Here is a 20,515-nt window from a genome sequence, read left to right as displayed (position 1 = left end):
CCGCGTGAATCGGGGAAGTCCCCGATACCACCCGAAATTTCACCGGCCGAGCCGTCCGCGCCCCAGGTTGAGCAGCGCCATGGCCAGCTGCCGGCCCTCCGGGCCGAGCTCGCGGTAGCGGGCCAGCACGTCCATCTCGCGGTTGTAGACCATCTTCACGCCACCGGCGGCCATGCGGGCGGCGCCGACCGTCTTCGACACCTCGACGCGGCGTTTGACCAGCCGCAGGATCTCGGCGTCGAGCCAGTCGATCTCCTTGCGGAGCGAAGTGATGTCCTCGCCCGCCGTGCTGTTCTCGGTGGGCTGTCCGTCGGCGTTCTGCGTCTGCGCGTTCATCGGGACCTCTCTGAAGCCCGGATTCCCAGTGGGCCCCTGGGACGGCGAAAGCCCCGGGTCCGTGGACTCCGGGGCTGCGGGTGATGGCGGGTGGGGCACTACGCGATCACGGGAGCCGGAGTCCGGGTCCCGTAAAAAAATCGCTCGCTGCAGTGCTGCACCCGTTCAGTATGGCACAGCCGCGCCACGCCGTTCCCGGAAACTCACCGCGCGCGCGTGCGCGAGGACGCTCACGGAGAGCCAGAACACCGGCATCGCCGGCCAGAAGAAGCCGGCGCCGCCCACCGCCCAGCGCACGATCAGCAGCACCACGAGCACCGCCACCACGCCGAGGTGGACGCGCAGCGCCGGGCGCCGCAGCGCTTCGCGGGCGAACGGCCGTCGCTCGGGTCGCGGCCGGGGCAGGTCGGTGGTGAGCTCGCCGAGCTCGTCGGTGAAGCGGGTCGCGTAGACCGTGCCCAAGCGGTCTTCGACCTCCTCCAGGGTGAGCCGTCCTTCGGCGCCGGCGGCCTGGATCGTCGCGGCGACGCGCTCTCGGTCGCCGTCGGAAGCCCTGAGGCGGGCGGGAATCTCGGTGTCCATACCGGTCGATGCTCCGCCGGGCGCGGCCCGCGCGCGTCGGCCGCCGGGCTGCACCGCGGCGTACGTCCACGAGCGCAGCCACCGCTGTGTCCGGTGCGAACCTGTCGTGCCCCAGGGGTAGCGTGGACAGGCGATGGACACCCTCTTCGATCTCCCCGCCGAACAGCCCGTGCCCGCCCGGAAAGGAACGGCCGACCTGCTCGAGGACCTCAACCCGGCGCAGCGTGAGGCGGTCAGCCACGCGGGCGGGCCGCTGCTCGTCGTCGCGGGCGCGGGCTCGGGCAAGACGCGGGTGCTGACCCGCCGGATCGCGTACCTGCTCGGCCAGCGGGGGGTGCACCCCGGCGAGATCATGGCGATCACGTTCACCAACAAGGCCGCGGCCGAGATGCGCGAGCGCGTCGCGGCGCTCGTGGGCCGCCGGGCCAACGCGATGTGGGTGTCCACCTTCCACTCCATGTGCGTGCGGATCCTGCGCCGCGAGGCGAAGACGCTGAACATGTCGTCGAGCTTCTCCATCTACGACTCCGACGACACCAAGCGGCTGATCACGCTGGTCGCGCGGGACCTCGACATCGACCCGAAGAAGTACGCCGCCCGCACGCTCGCGGTGAACATCTCGAACCTGAAGAACGAGCTGGTCGGACCCGAGGACGCGGCGGCGAACGCGGCGAACGACCTCGAACGCCGCGTGGCCGAGGTGTACGGCGAGTACCAGCGCCGGCTCGACCAGGCCAACGCGTTCGACTTCGACGACCTGATCATGCGCACGGTGTCGCTGCTGCAGACGTTCCCGGACGTCGCCGAGTACTACCGGCGCCGGTTCCGCCACGTGCTGGTCGACGAGTACCAGGACACCAACCACGCGCAGTACACCCTGGTGCGCGTGCTCGCGGGCACTGAGGCGAGCGAATCCGGCATCCCGCAGGCCGAGCTGTGCGTGGTCGGCGACGCGGACCAGTCCATCTACGCCTTCCGCGGCGCCACGATCCGCAACATCGAGGAGTTCGAGCGCGACTTCCCCAACGCGCACACCATCCTGCTGGAGCAGAACTACCGGTCCACGCAGACGATCCTGTCGGCGGCGAACGCGGTGATCGCCCGGAACCCGAACCGGCGGGCGAAGCGGCTGTGGACCGATTCCGGCGACGGCGAGAAGATCGTCGGCTACGTCTCGGACAACGACCACGACGAGGCGGCGTTCGTCGCCGGGGAGATCGACGCCCTGGCGGAGAAGGGCGAGGCGGACTACTCCGACATCGCCGTGTTCTACCGCACCAACAACCAGTCGCGGGTGTTCGAGGAGATCTTCATCCGCCTCGGCCTGCCGTACAAGGTCGTCGGCGGTGTGCGGTTCTACGAGCGCCGCGAGGTCCGGGACATGCTGGCGTACCTGCGGGTGCTGGCGAACCCGGAGGACACGGTCAGCCTGCGCCGCATCCTGAACGTGCCGAAGCGCGGCATCGGCGACCGGGCCGAGGCTGTGGTCGCCACGCACGCGGAGCGCGAGCGGATCTCCTTCGCCGCGGCGCTGCGGGACGCGGTGGAGGGCAAGGTGGCGCTGCTGAACCCGCGCTCGGCCAAGGCGATCACCGGGTTCGTGTCGCTGCTCGACGACCTCGGCGAGGTGGCCGCCTCCGGCGCGGAGGTGCACGACCTGCTGGAGTCCGTGCTGGAGCGCACGGGTTACCGCGCGGAGCTCGAGGAGTCCGACGACCCGCAGGACGCCTCCCGGGTGGAGAACCTGACCGAGCTCGTCACGGTGGCGCGCGAGTTCACCGAGTTCACCGCCGAGGTCACCCAGGACGAGAACGCCGAGCTGGTGCTGGACGACGGCGTCCCCGCGCCCGGCTCGCTGCCGGCCTTCCTGGAGCGCGTTTCGCTGGTCGCGGACGCCGATTCGATCCCGGCCGCGGACGGGGGCGAGGAGGGCGACGGCGGCGCGGGCGTGGTCACGCTGATGACCGTGCACACCGCGAAGGGCCTGGAGTACCCGGTGGTGTTCTGCACCGGCTGGGAGGACGGCGTCTTCCCGCACATGCGCGCGCTCGGCGACCCCGCGGAGCTGGCGGAGGAGCGGCGTCTCGCGTACGTCGCGATCACGCGGGCGCGGCAGCGGCTGTACGTCTCGCGCGCCATGGTGCGGTCGGCGTGGGGCCAGCCGCAGATGAACCCGGCCTCGCGCTTCCTCGACGAGCTGCCGCCGGATCTGGTGGACTGGCGGCGGCTGGAGCCCTCGTCACCGGGCTTCGGCAACTTCGGCTCGTCTTCGGGGTCTTCGTCTTCGGGCCCACGGGCGGCGACCACCTGGGGCCGGCGGTCTCCGTCCTCGTCGACCTCCACCTCTTCGACATCGCCGTTCGGCAAGGCGTGGAAGGACACGGTGGCGCTGAAGCTGGACGTCGGCGACCGCGTGAGCCACGACAAGTACGGGCTCGGCACGGTGGTCTCCTGCGACGGCGTCGGTCCCCGCTCGACCGCGACCATCGACTTCGGCGCCTCGGGCAAGGTCCGGCTGATGCTGATCGGCAGCGTGCCGATGGTGAAGCTCTGAATTCTTGTCGTACCCCTCCGCTAACCTCAGCCTCGATCGAACACAAGTTCGACTTCATGGGGTAGGCTGACTCTCGGGCCGGCGCCCTGGGGAAGGGAGGGCGAGGGTGTGGATGCGACGTTGTTTGGCGTCCTGGCCGGTGGGGTACAGAAATACTTGCAGGGAGTCGTGGGGACGACTGAGGGCCAAGGTCGGGGTGGCCTTGGCCCAGGGGAAGCGCCGAGGTTGGCCGCCGCTTGGCGTGCGTTGCTTCGGCAGCATGAACTGGGTGCGGACGGTTCGTGCCGGTCTTGTGGCCAGGTGCGGGGCGTGGCGAGGCCCAGTTCGGCGGAGTTGGACGGGGCTCGACGTGGCTCGCGGCCGGGCGATGGCATGGCCTGGATCGACCGATCGTGGGCTTGGTTCGGCTTCACTCGGCGATCGGGCCGACGGCAAAGCGGACTGTGCACGGTCTGGCAAGTGGCGGTCGCCTATTTCATCCGTCGGCTGCCGGACGGAGAGCGCTAATGGATGTGCTAACCCGTCTAAGCATCAGCACATGGTGCTGTGGCGTTCTCAGCCCGGTTTCGCGCTGTCGGCTGAAACCGAACTCTACAGCCGTTTCCCAGGTGGTGACGGCTCTCGGATCATGATGCTGCGTCGGCCGAGCCAGCCAGGACCACCGGAGGCTGAAGGGGTGGGGGCCGATCCCGAACCGCGCATCGGGCCGATGTGGTCCCCGAGCGGGGGTCGACTCGGCTCCCGGATCTATACGGGTTTCCGACGATGACTACAGATCTGGTCCGCGTTGTGATGACGGGGACGGTTCGGACCGCGCCTGGTGCGGGTCTGGCTCAGACGGTGATGCCGCGGGCGGCGAGCCACGGGCGCGGGTCGATCTTCGTGGTGCCGTCTTTCCAGACCTCGAAGTGCAGGTGGGGGCCGGTGCTCTCGCCGCGGTCGCCGATCTTCGCGATCTGGTCGCCGCACTTGACCTTCTGGCCCTCGTGCACCGAGAAGCTGTCCATGTGGCCGTAGACCTGGATGGTGCCGTCCTCGAGCTGGACGCGGACCCACAGGCCGAAGCCGCTGGCCGGGCCGGCCTGGATCACGGTGCCGTCGGAGGCGGCGTAGATCGGCGTGCCGATCGCGTTGGCGATGTCGATGCCGAGGTGGCTGGTGCCCCAGCGGGCGCCGAAGCCGGAGGTGAACGTGCCGTGGGCCGGCAGGCAGGTCTTCGGCCGGGAAGCCTCTTCGGCGGCCTGACGAGCGGCGTCGGCCTCGGCCTTCTCGCGGGCGTCGGTGACCTTCTGGTTGTCGGCCATCTTGGCCGCTTCGGCGGAGGCGTCCATGCCGTGACCGGCGGGCAGCAGCTCCGGGGCGCCGCCGGAACCGGCGCTGCCGAGGGTGAAGGAAGCGCTCGCCTCCTGCGCGTTGGCGAGCGGGGTGACGGCGGTGTCGGAGTCCGAGGCCACGGTCTTGAGGGTCTGGCCGGCGGCGGCGGCGGCGAACGCGCCTGCCGCGACAGCAGCGACCACAACTCGCCCACGCAGGGCGGAAGACGGCGGAGCGATGCGGTGCGAACCCCGCACGCGGATGACAGCACCGTCCAGTGCGTCCTTCAGCGCCGGGGAAGGGGCTTGGCCGCCGGGGGAGCGGTGTGAAGCCAAGACAGGGCCTTCCATCGTCGGGGAGTCGAGTCGGAGCAGAACTGCGGGCGGGGGAACCCGGTGAGCCAACCTCGGGGGTGGTTCGCTCGGCGTCCTGACCTTTGTGACCTGACTGTAATGGGGACCGGGGGACAGTAACCAAGCGGCACCGCCGACGGCAAGGTGTGGCCCGCGAGTCGGCCGAACGAGCGGATCCGATCGGGCGGCTAGCTGTGGGGATTACTCAAAGTTAATCGGAAACTACTCCGAAAGGTGTGACTTCAGTTACAGGTCTTTCGGGTGATCAGCTCGACGGGTAGGTCTCTCGACGCCTTCAGGAGGGGGCTCGGACCTCCGCTCTCGAAATAAACGATTGCGGTCCGCTGTTGAGGCGCGTCCGTTCGGTTTCAGGCTGCCGAGTCGGGCCGGTAGCTGACTGGTTTGTCCCACTTGAGATTCGTTGTGCGCCTCGTGGCGCCTTCGGCCGAGGAGCCGGGTGGGTCGGGGTTCGCTGTCGCTGGGGTGCTGTCCTCGGTCATGGGTCGACGGGATGCGGTCGCTGAGGGACGGGGTGTTCCGGCTGAGCGGTTTGGATCTCGGGGGCACCCGGTCGGGTAGGCGGTGGTGTGGCTTTCCGGCGGCAGCGCGCCCTCGGTGGGGCGGCTTGCTAGCGTCGCGTTCGATGAATTCGCCTCCAGGGCCCTTCGACGGGGACCCATCCGCGGTCCGGCCTGATTCCGGTCAGGGCAAACCCGGGGCTCCCGGTGGTCCACAGCGGCCCGATCTCGGGCGGCCCAGTCTCGCTGAGCGCAAGGCTGCGGCTCGCGAGCGTGCTCGGCGTGACTCCGGGCGTGGGCGTGCGTCCCGGCCCGAAGCGCCCGAAATGCGCGAAGACCCCGACACTTCTGAAGCCGCCGGTGTAAACGATCGGCCTGCCCGCCAGAAGGCCGGTGGGGGATCGTCCTATGTCGACGGTCCCGACCCGGCTGCGGCCGTCGGAGACCAGGGCAACCGTCCCGCTAAAGCGGCTGAGGAGCTGATCCCGGCCGGCGTTTCGTCGACGGCCCCCCGGGCAACTGATCGCCGTCCACAGCCGCCCCGCGAAGCAGACTGGGCCGCGTCCCGGTCGCCCGGCCGGGCGGGGTTCCGCGGCCGTCCCGAACCCGAGGTCACCGAGCGCCGCCCCTCGCCGCCCCTCGTCGCTGCCGTTCTCCTCGCCGCCGCGGGGGCGGTGGCCCTGACCGCCGGGGCGATCCTGCCCGTTTCGCCCGATGCCCGGCCCGGTTACCTCAGCTGGCCCCTGCTCGCCTTGCTCGCGTTGGTGCCCGTGGGCGTGATCGCGGCAGCCGCTTACACCGGCCGGCACGGTTTGGCGGCCGGGCTGGTCGCCGGGCTCGCCGCGCTCGCGCCGGGACGGTTGCTGCTCGACGTCCAGTTCTTCGTCAACGGGTCGCTGACCGTCCGGCCCGAGCTGTACCGGCCCGATCGGCTGCTGGACCGCAGCGGGGTGGCTGCCGGGTTCTGGCTGCTGGCCCTCGGACACCTCCTGACGATCGCCGCCGGACTGCGGGCCGCGCGGGTGGCGAGGGAGCTGAACGAGATCGCGGGCAGCGACGGCGGGCCACGCCGGTGGCGGCTGGTCGTGCCGCTGCTCGCCGTGGTCACCGCGGTCGGGCTGCTGATGTCACCGGTGCTCTCCACCGATCCGTACCTGCTCGCGCGCTCGGCCTTCGACGGCCCCGGCGTCGCGCTGGCCGGGTACCTGCTGCTCGCCGGGGCGCTGCCGATCGCCGCGGTGATCGGGTTCTCCTCGGCTTCCGACGGGGTGGCGCGCGGGACCCTCGGCGGGGCCGCGGCCGCGGTGTTCGCCGTCGCGGTGCCCGCGGTGGTGGCGGGGCTCGTGGTGCCGGATCTCCACGTCGCGTGGGGGCCGGTCATGGCCGTGGCCGCGACCCTGCTCGTGCTCCTGCTCACCCCGCTCGCCACGCCCCAGCCGGCGACGGCCGAACGCACCGATCTTGCCGGTGAGGCCCGCGTCCCCGGGCTCACGCTCTGGCGCGCGGCCACGGCGCTGCTCGCCGTGCTCACCGCCGTCGCCGCGGTGATCGGCGCGCTCGCCCCGCAACTCGCGGGACCGCTCCACACGGACAGCCCGGCGCGCCTGATGCTCGTCGCCGCCGGGATCCTCGTGCTGGTGCCCGCGCCGTTCCTGCTCTTCCCGAAGACGGCGCGGGCGGCGCGCGGGCTCCTCGCCGTGCTCTGGGCCGGGGTGGTCCTCGCCGGGACGGCCGTGCTCAGCACCGCCCTCACCGCGTCGGAGGCGACTGGGCTGGGCGGGCTCGGCGGCCCCATCAGCTACCACCTCGGCGCCGGCTCCGTGTTCGCCGCGATCGCGCTCGGGGCGGCGGGCCTGACGGCGCTCGCCGCGACCGTCACCGGTGTCGTCGAGCGTGACGACGAAGGCACCGAAGGGCCTCGTGCCAACATCCTCGTCCCCGTCGGAGCCGCCGCCGTGCTGGCCGTGGCCGCGTTCGGGACGCCCGTGTTCACCGCGGCGGACTACTCGCCGCCCGGGCTCTGGTCCGATTTCGACACCTCGTCCTGGGGGCTGCTCACCGCGGTCCTCGTGGTGCTGGGTGTGCTCGCGCTCGCGGTCCGCTCCCGGCCCGGCGCCGCCGCGGCTTCGCTCGGCGGGGCCGCGGCGGTGCTGGCCCTGCACGTCGCCGAACTCCCGCTGGTCGGCCTCGCGCTGTTCGGAGGGGCCCGGCCGGGTCTCGGGTTCTGGCTCGGCCTCGCGGCCGTCGTGGCCACCGCGGTCGCGGCCGTCATGGCGGCGACGGGCGCGAGAACGGTGAACACCCAGCCGTGACGCGCGTGCTGCTCGTCGAACTCGCCGCGACGCCTGAGGCCGTACGGCTCGGCCGGCTCCTGCGTGACGCCGGCGCCGAGGTGATCCACGCCGGAGTGCTCGCCGGGGCCGAGCCCATCCGCCGCACCGCCGAGCAGGAGGACCCGGACGCGCTGGTCGTCTTCGGCGACGCCGCGCCGGACGGGCTCGGCGGCGTTCACCTCTTCGTGGTCGCCCCCGAAACCGCCGGGGACCCCGGAAACCGGCTGGAAGCGCTGGCCGAACGGCTCGTCGGTGTGCGGTCTCACACCCGCGGCACACCGTCTGACCGCATACGGTGACCGACTTCACCAGGTGCGGAGTGCCCTGCGTCTGCGCTGGTCGCTAACCTCGACTGGTCCGACAGCGCGGTCCGTTCGCGGACCACCACAGTGGCGTGTCGTCGTCAGGAGACTGGAGTAGTGGACCTCTACGAATACCAGGCGAGGGATCTCTTCGCCGCCCACGGAGTACCGGTTCTGCCGGGCTCGGTGGCTACCAACCCCGAAGAAGCCAAGGCCGCCGCGGAGCAGATCGGCACCCAGGTCGTCGTCAAGGCGCAGGTGAAGGTCGGCGGCCGCGGCAAGGCCGGCGGCGTCAAGCTGGCCCAGACGCCGGACGAAGCCAAGGAGAAGGCGGAAGCCATCCTCGGCCTCGACATCAAGGGCCACATCACGCACCGCGTGCTGGTGGCCGCCGCCTCGGACATCGCCGAGGAGTACTACTTCTCCTTCCTGCTGGATCGGTCGAACCGCACCTTCCTGGCGATGGCCTCGTCGGAAGGCGGCATGGAGATCGAGCAGCTCGCGGTCGAGCGCCCCGACGCGCTCGCCCGGATCCCGGTCGACGCGATCACCGGTGTCGACAAGGCGAAGGCCGTCGAGATCCTCACCGCGGGCAAGTTCCCGGAGAAGGTCATCGACGAGGCCGCCGACGTCGTCGTCAAGCTGTGGGAGACCTTCGTCGCGGAGGACGCGACGCTGGTCGAGGTCAACCCGCTGGTGCGCGACCCCCAGGACAAGATCATCGCCCTCGACGGCAAGGTCACCCTGGACGAGAACGCGGACTTCCGTCAGCCGGGCCACGAGGCCCTGGTCGACAAGCAGGCCGAGAACCCCTTGGAAGCCAAGGCGAAGGCCAAGAACCTCAACTACGTCAAGCTCGAGGGCCAGGTCGGCATCATCGGCAACGGCGCGGGCCTGGTCATGTCCACTTTGGACGTGGTGGCGTACGCGGGCGAGAAGCACGGCGGCGTGAAGCCGGCCAACTTCCTCGACATCGGCGGCGGCGCCTCGGCCGAGGTGATGGCCGCCGGTCTGGACGTCATCCTCAACGACACCGACGTGAAGAGCGTGTTCGTCAACGTCTTCGGCGGCATCACCGCCTGCGACGCGGTGGCGAACGGCATCGTCGAGGCGCTGAAGATCCTGGGTGACGAGGCCACCAAGCCGCTCGTCGTCCGGCTCGACGGCAACAACGTCGTCGAGGGTCGCCAGATCCTGGCCGACGCGAACCACCCGCTCGTCACCGTGGTGGACACTATGGACAACGCGGCCGACAAGGCCGCCGAGCTCGCCGCGGCAGGTGCGTGAGATGTCGATCTTCATCAACGAGAACAGCAAGGTCATCGTCCAGGGGCTCACCGGCTCCGAGGGCATGAAGCACGCCACCAAGATGCTGAAGTCGGGCACGGACATCGTGGGCGGCGTCAACGCCCGCAAGGCCGGCCAGACCGTCAGCGTCGAGGGCAAGGACCTGAAGGTCTTCGGCACGGTCGAAGAGGCCATCAAGGAGACCGGCGCCGACGTCTCGGTCATCTTCGTGCCGCCGAAGTTCGCCAAGGACGCGGTGCTCGAGGCGATCGACGCCGAGATCCCGCTGGCCGTGGTCATCACCGAGGGCATCCCGGTGCACGACTCGGCGTACTTCTGGGCCCACGCGGGCGCCAAGGGCAACAAGACCCGGATCATCGGGCCGAACTGCCCCGGCGTGATCACCCCGGGCCAGTCGAACGCCGGCATCATCCCGGCCGACATCTCCGGCCCCGGCGGGATCGGCCTGGTGTCGAAGTCCGGCACGCTGACCTACCAGATGATGTACGAGCTGCGGGACATCGGCTTCTCCACCGCCGTCGGCATCGGCGGCGACCCGATCATCGGCACCACGCACATCGACGCGCTCGAGGCGTTCCAGAACGACCCCGAGACGAAGGTCATCGTGATGATCGGCGAGATCGGCGGCGACGCCGAGGAGCGGGCGGCCGACTACATCAAGGCCAACGTCACCAAGCCGGTCGTCGGCTACGTCGCGGGCTTCACCGCGCCCGAGGGCAAGACGATGGGCCACGCCGGCGCCATCGTCTCCGGCTCCTCCGGCACGGCGGCCGCGAAGAAGGAGGCCCTCGAGGCCGCCGGAGTCAAGGTCGGCAAGACCCCGAGCGAGACCGCTGTGCTCGCCCGTGAGCTGTACAACAGCCTGGGCTGACCCGCCGGTCGGCTGCGGCTGACCAGCGGCGAAACCCTCCCGGAGGGCGGGCACCACCGCGGTGCCCGGCCTCCGGCGCGCCGTGGTGGCAACCGATCGGCCGTTCCGCGCGTCCAACGGCGCGAACACGGGGTGTGTCCCGCGAATGCGCTAGCGTTCGGGTGGCCCGGCCGTCTCCGGACCGGTTGCCCCACACCTCGACAGTCGCCGGTCCCCAACGACAGGAGAGCTTCCCGATGACCTACCCCAGCGGCGGGCCCGGCTACCCCCAGCAGGGTGGCGGTCAGCAGCCCCTTCAAGGCCCGCCCCCGTCCGGCCCGTTCCCGCAGCAGGGCCCGCCGCCCTCCTCGTCCGCGGGCGGACCGGCGCTGCCGCAGAACCTGCCGGTGCTGCTCGCGCTCGTGGTGGCCGTGCTCGGCCTCGTCCAGTACTTCCTCGGCTTCGCCGACGACGCCGACGGTGTCGGCCAGGACACCGTCTTCCTGCTCGTCGGCGGACTGCTCGCCGCGCTGCACGTGCTGCCGAAGGCCCCGAAGGTGCTGCCGTTCGCCGCGTTGTTCAGCGTGCTCGGTGCGCTGGGAGCGCTGGACGCGGTGGTGGGCGCGCAGGCCACGCCCGGCATCGTCGTCGTGGTGCTGATCCTCGGCATCGCGCAGATGCTGGTCTCCGTCGGCGGCCTGCTGCTCGAGTACGACGTGATCAAGCCGCCGGCGCCGAAGCCGGCCGCGCCGCAGTACCACCAGCCGCAGTACGGGCAGTCCGGTCCGGCCGGCCCGTTCGGCCAGCCGCAGCCGCAGTACCAGCAGCCCGGCGCGACGCCCCCGGCCTCCGGGCAGCCGGGCGCGAACCCGGGCCAGCCGCCGGTCTCGACCCCGCCGCCGGGACCGGGGCAGCAGGCGACCACGTACGCGCCGCAGCAGGGCCAGTTCTTCCAGCAGCCCCCGGCCGAGCAGCCGAACCCGGGCACGCCGCCGGGTGGTTTCGGCCAGCAAGGCTGATTCGTCCGCGCTCACGACACCCGCTGTGACTCTCCGTGTCACAGCGGGTGTTTTCGTCGGCCCGGCCAACCCGGTCGGGTGGGTTGGGTTCGCCACGCCCGCGGAAGGCGGCGTGCCTCACCCGGACGGACCAGGGCGGATGTCATGGTCGACCCATGCAGCTGCTCACCAGTTCCGGACGCCCGCCGGGCGACGAGCCGGTGTCGGACGCCCCCGAACCCCTCGCGGAGGTGAGGCCGGCCGGCCGGGTGCGCGTGTTGTCCTCCGCCGCCGCCGGTCCGCTGATCACGGGGTACGCGCTGGTCACGGCCCTGATCGCGCTGGTCACCCTGGCCGCCGGCCGGTTCTCCGCCACGGGGGCGCTGCTCGCGGCCGGTCCGGGCTGGCTCGCCGCGTACCAGGTGCAGCTCGGCCTCGGCGGTCACCCGCTCGGCGTGCTGCCGCTGCTGCCCACGGCCGGTGCCGCGCTGCTGGTCGTGCGGACGGCGTCCGGCGCGGTCCAGCGGCTGGGCCTGGGGCGGCCGGGGCAGGCCGTCCCGCTGGTCGCCGTGATCACCGGTGCGCACGCGCTGTTCGGGCTGGTCATCGCGATCTCGTCGCTCGACACCCCGGTGCGGGTGAACCCGGTGCCGGCCTGCGCCGTGCCCGGGGCGCTGGCCGCGCTCGCCGCCACCGCCGGGGTGGTGCGCCGCTGCGGCCTGCCGCGCGCCGTCGCCGAGCGGCTCGACCCGCTGGCCGCGCGCGGTGTCCGGGCCGGTGCCCTCGGCCTCGCCGCGCTGGTGCTGGCGGGCGCGCTGGTGTTCACCCTCGCCACGGTGCTGTCGATGTCCACTGTGGACAACCTGTTCGAACCGTCGATCGGCAGCAGCTTCGGACTGCTGCTGCTTTCCGTGCTGTACCTGCCCAACGCCGTGGTGGCGGCGATGTCGTTCGTCACCGGCCCGGGGTTCACCGTCGGCTCGCTGGAGGTCAGCCTGGTCGGCTATCGCGGCGGCGACGTGCCCGCCCTGCCCCTGCTCGGCGGCATCCCCGAGCACTCCGCCGGGTGGTGGCCCGCGCTGCTGGTGCTGCCCGCCGCGGTCGGCGCGCTGGTCGGCTGGTCGGTCCGCCGGGTGGACGACGACCCGGCCGCGCGCATCCGCGTGGTCGCCGTCGCGGGCGCCGTGGTCGGCTTCGGCTGCGTGGTGCTGGGGACGCTCGCGGGCGGACGGCTCGGCGACGGCCCGTTCGACCCGGTCAGCGTGCCCGTCGGGGTGGCCTCGATCGTGGCGTTCTGCTGGATCGTGATCCCGGGCGGGTTCGTCGCGTTCTTCGCCGGGGCCCACGCGCCGCCCACACCGCCGAACACGGTGGACGTCGGCCCCGACGAGGTCTTCGACGGCGCGGCGGACTTCGAGGACGAAGACGGCGAAGAGTCCGAAGAGGACGCCGCCGAGGAAGCGGGCGACGAGTCCGAAGCCCCGGAAGAGCCCGGAGCCGACGTTGGCGAGCAGGACGAGTTCGACGCCGAGGCCGAGGCGGAACTGGGCCTGCAGCAGCCGGAGGACGTGGTCGTGGAAGAGCCGGATCCCCAGGTCGGGACCCCCGGCGCTGTGACCGGCTCCACCGAGGCCTCCGTCGACGAGAAGGCCCCCGAGGACGACCGTTAGGGTTGGGGTGACCTGCCCAAGCGCCGCGCGCCCGAGGCGTGCCGCCGTGCGAGGAGCCCGTTCTGGCCAGTCGATTGGACCTGCCCACCCCGGTGAAGGTCGTTGTGCTCGCGTCCGGCTCCGGCACGTTGCTGCAGGCCCTGCTCGACGCCGCCGCGAGTTCCGGCTTCCCGGCGAGCGTCGCCGCGGTCGGCGCCGACCGCGGCGGAATCGAGGCGTTGGCCAGGGCCGAGCGCGCCGACGTGCCCTCGTTCACCGTCCGCGTCGCCGACCACCCGGACCGCGCGGCCTGGGACGAGGCACTGACCCAGGCCGTCTCCGTCTACCAGCCCGACCTGGTGGTCTCGGCGGGCTTCATGAAGATCCTCGGCCCGGTGTTCCTGTCCCGGTTCGAGAACCGCGTGATCAACACGCACCCGGCGCTGCTGCCGTCGTTCCCGGGGATGCACGCGGTCGCCGACGCGCTGGCGGCCGGGGTCAAGGTCGCCGGGTCGACCGTGCACTTCGTCGACGCGGGGGTGGACACCGGTCCGGTCATCGCCCAGGAGGCGGTGCGGGTGGAGGCCGACGACACCGAAGACGTCCTGCACGAGCGGATCAAGGCCGTCGAACGCAGGCTGCTGGTGGAAACGATCGAGCGACTCGGCCGTGGTGGCTGCACCGTGGACGGACGAAAGGTGAGGTTTTGAGCACTGAACGAGGACGACGCCCGGTCCGGCGCGCGCTGATCGGCGTTTCGGACAAGGCCGGCCTGCTCGAGCTCGCGACCGGTCTGCACGCGGCCGGCGTGGAGATCGTGTCGACCGGCGGCACCGCGAAGGTGATCGCGAACGCGGGCGTCCCGGTCACGCCGGTCGAGCAGGTCACCGGGTTCCCGGAGTCGCTCGACGGCCGGGTCAAGACGCTGCACCCGCGCGTGCACGCCGGGCTGCTGGCCGACCAGGACAACGACGACCACGTGGCGCAGCTCAAGAAGCTCGACATCGCGGCGTTCGACCTGCTCGTGGTGAACCTGTACCCGTTCGCGCAGACCGTCGCTTCGGGCGCGAGCCCCGAGGACTGCGTGGAGAACATCGACATCGGCGGCCCGGCGATGGTGCGCGCGGCCGCGAAGAACCACGGCAGTGTCGCGGTGGTCGTGGACCCGGCGCGTTACGCCTGGGTGCTGGAGCGCGTGGCCGAGGGCGGTTTCGAGCTGACTGACCGCAAGCGGCTCGCGGCGCAGGCTTACGCGCACACTGCGGCGTACGACACGGCTGTCGCTTCTTGGTTCGCGACCGAGTACGCGCCCGCGGACGACTCCGGTTTCCCGGACTTCACCGGCGCCACTTGGGAGCGCGCGGACGTGCTGCGGTACGGCGAAAACCCGCACCAGAAGGCCGCGCTGTACAAGAGCGCGCAGCCGGGGCTGGCGCACGCCGAGCAACTGCACGGCAAGGCCATGTCCTACAACAACTACGTCGACACCGACGCCGCCCGCCGCGCCGCGTTCGACTTCGCCGAGCCCGCCGTCGCGATCATCAAGCACGCGAACCCGTGCGGCATCGCGGTGGGCCTGGACGTCGCCGAGGCGCACCGGAAGGCGCACGCGTGCGACCCGGTTTCGGCCTACGGCGGCGTGATCGCCACGAACCGACCGGTGACGGTCGAGGCCGCGGAGCAGATCGCCGAGGTGTTCACCGAGGTCGTGCTGGCGCCCGGCTTCGAGCCCGAGGCGCTGGAGATCCTGCAGCGCAAGAAGAACGTGCGGCTGCTGAAACTGCCGGCGATCGAGGACCCGGCCCCGGTCGAGTTCCGGCCGATCTCCGGCGGGGTGCTCGTGCAGACCGTAGACACGATCGACGCCCCCGGCGACGACCCGGCCGGCTGGCAGCTCGCGACCGGGGCCCCGGCCGACGAGCGGACGCTGGCGGACCTCGAGTTCGCGTGGCGCTCGCTGCGCGCGGTGAAGTCCAACGCGATCCTGCTGGCGAACGAGGGGGCCACCGTCGGCGTCGGCATGGGCCAGGTCAACCGCGTCGACTCGTCGCGGCTCGCGGTCACCCGGGCGGGGGACCGGGCGAAGGGCTCGGTGGGCGCGTCCGACGCGTTCTTCCCGTTCCCGGACGGGCTCGAGGTGCTGCTGGAGGCCGGCGTGCGCGCCGTCGTCCAGCCCGGTGGGTCCATTCGCGACGCCGAGGTGATCGCGGCGGCGGAAGCCGCGGGGGTCACGCTGTACCTGACGGGCACGCGCCACTTCGCGCACTGATTTCTCGTGAAGCGGCCGGCCCGGGGAACTTCCCCGGGCCCGCCGCTCCACGTGGTCAGGCGGTGCGCAGGAGGCCGTAGACCACTTCGTCGCGGTAGCTCCCGTCGCGCCAGGTCACCTGGCACATCAGACCTTCGCGGTGGAACCCGGTCTTCTCCAGCACCCGCTGCTCGGCGGCGTTGCCGGCGTCGGTGAACGCCTCCAGCCGGTGCGCGCGGGTGAAGCGGAACAGGTGGTCGACGAGCAGCCGGTGCGCCTCCGTCCCGGTGCCGTGCCCGCGGTGGTCGGGCAGCAGCGTGAGGCCGATCTCGTAGCAACCGCCCGCCGGGCCGCCCCGGTCGGCCGCCTCCCAGCCGGCCATCCCGGCGACGACGCCGTCCACCGTCACGGCGACGGCGCTGGAGCGCTCACCGAGGAAGCCGTCCTCTTCGAAGCGGCGGCGGCGGGCCTTCGGGTCGGTGAACCCGGTCCACTGGAACGCCCCGGCCACGTCGGGATCGGTGGCGAACCGGTCGAGGACGGGAAGATCGTCTTCGACGAAGGCGCGCAGCGCGATGTGTTTCACTTCAAGCCCATTCATCAGTTCGGCCGGCAGGACGCTTTTCCCAGCGTAGCTTTCGGTCCGGGCCGCACCGGATGGGAAAGCGCCACGTCGGCAACACTGCCCGGGCGTACCGGCGGCCGGTGGATGATCGGCCTTCGGCTTGACAGGGATCCGGAGCTGCGGTGTACTGAATGTGTCGAACAAGTGTTCGATGCAGTGTTGGAGATGCAGGGTGTTGGAGCCGCCTTCCCCGCGGTTGAACCGGCGCCCCGCCCGTCCCATGGTCCTTCCGGCGTGGGGGCGGGCGGTGTGCCGGTGCGTGTCCTGGCGTTTCGGTGCCATGGCCCGCCACGGCGCGACGTGAGTCGTGTCCGTGTTCGAGATGCCGCTTTCCGGCGGTCGCTTTCGAGCGGCCGCTTCGAGGATGCAGGGGAGGTGGATGTGGTGACGGCGGGTGTGATTGCGGCCGACTCGGCCGCGGTTGCCGCGGTTGTGGCTGGTTCGGCCGCGGTGGGCTTGGCTGCCGCTGGTTCGGTCGGTTCGGCTGCGGCTGGCTCGGTTGGTCCGGCGATGGGGGCGGCCGGGACGGCTGGGACTGCTGCAGGGACGGCGGGCCCGGTTGATTCGGCGGTGGAAGCGGTCGGCTCGGCTGGGACGGCTGTGGGAGCAGTCGGCCTGGCTGGGACGGCGGTGGGTGCGGTCGGCTCGGCTGGGACGGCGGTGGGTGCGGTCGGCCTGGCTGGCTCGGGGAGAGTCGTGGCTGGCTCGGTGCCGGGGGCTGGGCCTGGTGCGGTAGCGGTTGCGGACGGTGCGGCGACGGCTGGTCCTGGGGGGCCGGCCGTGGTCGCGCCGCCGGTGGCGCGGCTGGCGGCGTTGCCCGGGGTGAGCACAGCGAGCCGGGTGGCGGCCCAGGCCGCGCACGCCAGGACGACGGGAAGGGTGCTCCCGGTGTCCCCGGCGTTGGCCGGACTGCTGCCCGCCTCGGGGCTCCGGCGCGGGAGCACCGTGGCGGTCCACAGTTCCACCTCGCTGCTGCTGGCCCTGCTCGCCGAGGCCACCGCCGCCGGTTCGTGGGCGGCGGTGGTCGGCGTGCCTTCGCTGGGGGTGGCCGCGGCGGCGGAGCACGGCGTCGCGGTCTCCCGGCTGGCGCTGGTCACGAACCCGGGCGCCGAGTACCCGGCCGTGATGGCCGCCCTCCTCGACGGCGTCGACCTGGTCGTCACCGAGCCCCGCTCGGTCCAGCCGTCCATCGCCCGCCGCCTCTCCTCGCGCGCCCGCCACCGCGGCGCCGTCCTGATCTCGCTGGGGCCCTGGCCGGCGGCCGACGTCGAACTGCACTGCACCCGGGGCCGCTGGTCCGGCCTTTCCCGGGGCACGGGGCATCTGGAGTCCCGTCCGGCCGTGGTCCACGCCCGTGGCCGTGGCGCCGCGGCTCGTCCGCTGTCTGCCGCGCTGGCCCTGCCCACCCCGGCCGGACGGATCGCCCCGGCTCCGCCCCAGAACCCGACGGCGCCCCGTCCGCGGACCCGGGCGAAGGAAACCCCGGCCGCCTCGCCGCTGCTGGTCGCCGAGGAGGCCGTGGGATGACCATCGCCCACTTCGCCGGATCGGCTCACGAGGCGATCGCCGCGGTTGCTCCCCCTGCCGTCCCCGCACCCCGGGGTGCCCGGGCGACGGCTCGGCGCATCGGCCCCGTCCGGCCGGCGGTCACCGTCCACAACGCACACTCCGGTGGGCGGGCCCGATGAGCGCCCTGCCCACCCGCCTGCTGGTGCTCTGGTGCCCGGACTGGCCGGCCGTCGCGGCGGTGGCCGCGGGCGGGGTGGCACTGACGAGACCGGCCGCGGTGTTCCTGGCGAACCGGGTGGTGGCCTGCACGGCCGTGGCGCGGGCCCACGGGGTCCGGCGGGGGATGCGGCGGCGGGAGGCGGAGTCCCGATGTCCCGAACTGGTCGTGTTCGGGGCGGACGACGGGCGGGACGCGCGGTTGTTCGAGACCGTGGCGAGGGCGGTGGAGGAGCTGGTCGTCGGGCTGGAAGTGGTGCGGCCCGGGTTGATCGCGGTGCCGGTGGCCGGGGCGGCGAGCTACTTCGGCGGCGAGATTCGGCTCGCCGAGAAGCTGCTGGACCAGATCGCCGCCGTGGCCGGGGTGGAGTGCCAGGTCGGGGTCGCGGAGGGGCTGTTCGCCGCGACCATCGCGGCCCGCTACGGCGAGTTCGTCGAGCCCGGGGAGGCGGCCGCGTTCCTCGCCCCGCTGCCGGTCGGCGTGCTCGACCAGCCCGGCAGCGACCGGACGGAGCTCGTCGGCCTGCTCACCCGGCTCGGCCTGCGCACCCTCGGTGCCTTCGCCGCCCTCACCGAACGCGACGTGTTGGCCCGCTTCGCGCTCGAAGGGGTCCTTGCGCACCGGCTCGCCCGCGGCCAGTCGGAACGGCCGCCGTTGCGCCGCCGCCCGGCGCCGGAGCTGTCCCTGACCGAGTCGTTCGACCCGGTGCTGGAGCGGATCGACGTCGCGGCGTTCGCGGCCAAGAGCATCGGCGCCCGGTTCCACGCCGGGCTGTCCGAGCGGGGCCTGGCCTGCACCCGGCTCGGCATCTACGCCACCACCGAGTCCGGCGAGCAACTGAAACGGGTCTGGCGTTGCGCGGAACCCCTTACCCCACAGGGAGTTTCCGATCGGGTGCGCTGGCAGTTCGAGGGCTGGCTGCGTACCGCCCCCAGCGGGCGCCCGACCTCGGGAGTCGCCCGGCTGAGCTTGGTACCGGAAGAGACCGTCGAAGGCCGCTCCCTGCAACTGGGTCTCTGGCGCGGCGGTAACCCGGCCGCGGGTCCCGATGAGGACGAGGAGCTGACCACGGAACGGGCCGGCCGCGCCTTCGTCCGGGTCCAGGGCCTGCTCGGTCCGGAAGGCGTCGTCACCCCCCTCCTGGACGGTGGCCGCAACCCCGCGGACCGCGTCCGCCTCGTCCCGTGGGGAGACGCTCGTGACCTGGTCTCGCCTCCGGATGCGCCGACGCTGACCTCACCGGTTGCGGGCCAGGGGGACGCCCCGGCTGCCGGGGAAGACACTCGCCGTCCGAATTCCCCGACGCTCGCTTCATCGGCTTTGCCGGGCGTTGGTTCGGTTGCGCGGGAGGAGGTCCGTGGCTCGGGTGCGCCGGCTTTGTCGGTGCCGTCCGATGGTGGACTGGTTGTGCGGGAGGAAACCGGTGGCCCGGAGGCGCTGGCAGTGGTCCCTTCGGCGTCGTCGGGTGAGGGTCTGGTCGTAGAGGAAGATCTCCGCGATCCGGCTGTGCCGACGCCGGTGTCGCCTGCTGCGCACGGGGGTCACGACAACGGGCCCACCGCCTGGGGGGAAGCGCTCGGCGCGACCTGGCCTGGCCGGCTGCCGGTGCCTTCACCGGCGACGGTGCTCGTCCGGCCGCTGCCCGCCGAAGTCTTCGACGCCGAAGGGCGGCCGGTGGGCCTCACCGACCACCGGCGGCTGACCGCGCCCCCGAACCGCCTCAGCATCCTCGGTGAACCGGGGCGGGAGGTGCTCGACTGGTCGCGGGTCTGGCCGGTGACCAGGGTGGCCAGCCGCGCCCCGGGCCCGCCGCGGGCCCGGGTGCAGATGCTGGTCGCCGGGGCCCCGGACGAACCACCCGAGGCGGTCCTGCTCCTGTGCGCAGGGCTCGATAATCCACTGTGGACAGTAGAGGGAGTGTACGACTAGGTGAACGACGACCACGTGCGCCGGGTGCTGGCCTGGCTCCGCTCCGCACTCCCACCTCGGCCGGAACCCCCCGACCCGGCCTGGCCGGCCCACACCCGCCTGCCCGCGACCCCGCCGCAAGGGGAGGGGCCGGGCGGTACTGACCCACGACTGCCTGCGATCCCGCCGGAGGTGGCGAACCCGGACGGCACCAGTCTGCCTGCGATTCCGCCGGAGGTGGCGAACCTGGATTGTGCCCATCTGCCCGGGATCCCGCCGAAGCAAGCGAACTCGGACGATGCCCATCTGCCCTTGATTCCGCCGGAGGTGGCGAACGCGGACGGCGCCAGTCTGCCTGCGATTCCGCCGGAGGTGGCGAACCCGGATGGTGCCCACCGGCCCGGGATCCCGCTGAAGCAAGCGAACTCGGATGATGCCCATCTGCCCGTGGTCTCGCCGAAGCAAGCGAACCCGGACGGTGCCCACCTGCCCGCGATCCCGCCGAAGCAAGCGAACCCGGACGACCCGAGCCTGCCCGCGGTCCGGCCGGAGGAGGCACACTCGAACGTCCCGCGCTCGCCCGTGATCCCGCAGCAGCAGACCGCAAGTCCAGGCGAGCCGCGTCTGCCCGCGGTTCCCTCGGAGGTGGCAGGGCGGGGCCCGGCCTGCCCGCCCGCGGTCCCGCAGCAGCAGGTTCGCCGGGGCTGCGTCCGTCCGCAGCAAGCCGATCCGGCTCTCGGTTGCCTGCCCGCAATTCCCTCGCCACGGACTGGACCCGCCATCAGCCGCCCGGTCGCGGCCCCGCGCCAAAAGATCCCCCCGCGCAGCCCGGAACCAGCCAAGCGCGAGCGTCCCGCACCCGCCCGGAGGCCCCTCATCCCCGCCCCCCGGGCTCCATGGGGGGGCTGACC

The 20,515-nt window shown here is 72.4% G+C and carries 14 protein-coding genes and 1 pseudogene; 11 read left to right on the top strand and 4 right to left on the bottom strand.

Annotated elements, in window-relative coordinates; genetic code table 11:
• Positions 1-39 precede the first annotated feature (39 nt).
• Positions 40-336: a chorismate mutase gene (locus NYF13_RS01710; protein ID WP_315653716.1), complete on the bottom strand. Its 297-nt coding sequence runs from the start codon at positions 334-336 to the stop codon at positions 40-42.
• Between the two features lie 165 nt (positions 337-501).
• On the bottom strand, positions 502-918 hold the full coding sequence (locus NYF13_RS01705; protein ID WP_315653715.1) for a DUF1707 domain-containing protein: 417 nt from the start codon (positions 916-918) through the stop codon (positions 502-504).
• 133 nt (positions 919-1,051) lie between these two features.
• On the opposite strand from NYF13_RS01705, the gene pcrA reads away from it, so the two are divergent.
• Positions 1,052-3,472 (top strand): DNA helicase PcrA, encoded by a 2,421-nt coding sequence (gene pcrA / locus NYF13_RS01700; protein ID WP_315653714.1) that lies wholly within the window; start codon positions 1,052-1,054, stop codon positions 3,470-3,472.
• A gap of 833 nt (positions 3,473-4,305) precedes the next feature.
• Here pcrA and NYF13_RS01695 read toward each other — a convergent pair.
• Positions 4,306-4,989, bottom strand: a complete 684-nt coding sequence (locus tag NYF13_RS01695) for a M23 family metallopeptidase (protein WP_315653713.1) — start codon at positions 4,987-4,989, stop codon at positions 4,306-4,308.
• A gap of 1,342 nt (positions 4,990-6,331) precedes the next feature.
• Between NYF13_RS01695 and NYF13_RS01690 the strand changes: the two genes are divergently transcribed.
• The 8 genes from NYF13_RS01690 (at position 6,332) to purH (ending at position 15,366) form a co-directional block, all read left to right on the top strand.
• Positions 6,332-7,969, top strand: a complete 1,638-nt coding sequence (locus tag NYF13_RS01690; protein ID WP_315653712.1) for a hypothetical protein — start codon at positions 6,332-6,334, stop codon at positions 7,967-7,969.
• The gene (locus NYF13_RS01685; protein ID WP_315653711.1) at positions 7,966-8,289 is read left to right on the top strand and encodes a hypothetical protein; all 324 of its coding nucleotides are present in this window, start codon (positions 7,966-7,968) and stop codon (positions 8,287-8,289) included. Before NYF13_RS01690 ends, NYF13_RS01685 begins: the two co-directional genes overlap by 4 nt.
• Positions 8,290-8,409: 120 nt before the next feature.
• Positions 8,410-9,579, top strand: coding sequence for an ADP-forming succinate--CoA ligase subunit beta (gene sucC, locus NYF13_RS01680; RefSeq protein ID WP_315653710.1), 1,170 nt, complete (start codon positions 8,410-8,412; stop codon positions 9,577-9,579).
• A gap of 1 nt (position 9,580) precedes the next feature.
• Positions 9,581-10,471: a succinate--CoA ligase subunit alpha gene (gene sucD / locus NYF13_RS01675; protein WP_315653709.1), complete on the top strand. Its 891-nt coding sequence runs from the start codon at positions 9,581-9,583 to the stop codon at positions 10,469-10,471.
• Between the two features lie 236 nt (positions 10,472-10,707).
• A complete protein-coding gene (locus NYF13_RS01670; protein ID WP_315653708.1) occupies positions 10,708-11,469 on the top strand; it encodes a DUF5336 domain-containing protein in 762 nt (253 codons plus the stop codon).
• Between the two features lie 155 nt (positions 11,470-11,624).
• Positions 11,625-13,118 carry a DUF6350 family protein gene (locus NYF13_RS01665; RefSeq protein ID WP_315653707.1) on the top strand — a complete coding sequence of 498 codons (1,494 nt, stop codon included), beginning with the start codon at positions 11,625-11,627 and terminating at the stop codon, positions 13,116-13,118.
• A gap of 74 nt (positions 13,119-13,192) precedes the next feature.
• Entirely contained in the window at positions 13,193-13,807 is a 615-nt protein-coding gene (gene purN / locus NYF13_RS01660) for a phosphoribosylglycinamide formyltransferase (RefSeq protein ID WP_315653706.1), read from the top strand.
• Positions 13,804-15,366 carry a bifunctional phosphoribosylaminoimidazolecarboxamide formyltransferase/IMP cyclohydrolase gene (gene purH / locus NYF13_RS01655; protein ID WP_315653705.1) on the top strand — a complete coding sequence of 521 codons (1,563 nt, stop codon included), beginning with the start codon at positions 13,804-13,806 and terminating at the stop codon, positions 15,364-15,366. Before purN ends, purH begins: the two co-directional genes overlap by 4 nt.
• Before the next feature lie 55 nt (positions 15,367-15,421).
• Here purH and NYF13_RS01650 read toward each other — a convergent pair whose 3' ends face one another.
• Positions 15,422-15,931 carry a GNAT family protein gene (locus NYF13_RS01650; protein ID WP_315653704.1) on the bottom strand — a complete coding sequence of 170 codons (510 nt, stop codon included), beginning with the start codon at positions 15,929-15,931 and terminating at the stop codon, positions 15,422-15,424.
• Between the two features lie 819 nt (positions 15,932-16,750).
• Here NYF13_RS01650 and NYF13_RS01645 point away from each other — a divergent pair.
• The gene (locus tag NYF13_RS01645) at positions 16,751-17,497 is read left to right on the top strand and encodes a hypothetical protein (protein ID WP_315653703.1); all 747 of its coding nucleotides are present in this window, start codon (positions 16,751-16,753) and stop codon (positions 17,495-17,497) included.
• A gap of 178 nt (positions 17,498-17,675) precedes the next feature.
• Positions 17,676-18,920, top strand: a pseudogene (locus NYF13_RS01640) (DNA polymerase Y family protein); the annotation flags it as partial.
• Positions 18,921-20,515: the final 1,595 nt, after the last annotated feature.

It is taken from the genome of Amycolatopsis sp. PS_44_ISF1 (assembly GCF_032335455.1).
Classification (GTDB): domain Bacteria; phylum Actinomycetota; class Actinomycetes; order Mycobacteriales; family Pseudonocardiaceae; genus Amycolatopsis.
Note: the sequence above shows the minus strand (reverse complement) of the source record. Positions and strands in the feature narration are given on the sequence as shown.

Excerpts from the sequence above, each read along its gene's own strand:
- sucD (WP_315653709.1), top strand. The coding sequence starts at position 9,581 with ATGTCGATCTTCATCAACGAGAACAGCAAGGTCATCGTCCAGGGGCTC.
- NYF13_RS01665 (WP_315653707.1), top strand. The coding sequence starts at position 11,625 with ATGCAGCTGCTCACCAGTTCCGGACGCCCGCCGGGCGACGAGCCGGTG.
- NYF13_RS01670 (WP_315653708.1), top strand. The coding sequence starts at position 10,708 with ATGACCTACCCCAGCGGCGGGCCCGGCTACCCCCAGCAGGGTGGCGGT.
- NYF13_RS01710 (WP_315653716.1), bottom strand. The coding sequence starts at position 336 with ATGAACGCGCAGACGCAGAACGCCGACGGACAGCCCACCGAGAACAGC.
- NYF13_RS01705 (WP_315653715.1), bottom strand. The coding sequence starts at position 918 with ATGGACACCGAGATTCCCGCCCGCCTCAGGGCTTCCGACGGCGACCGA.
- pcrA (WP_315653714.1), top strand. The coding sequence starts at position 1,052 with ATGGACACCCTCTTCGATCTCCCCGCCGAACAGCCCGTGCCCGCCCGG.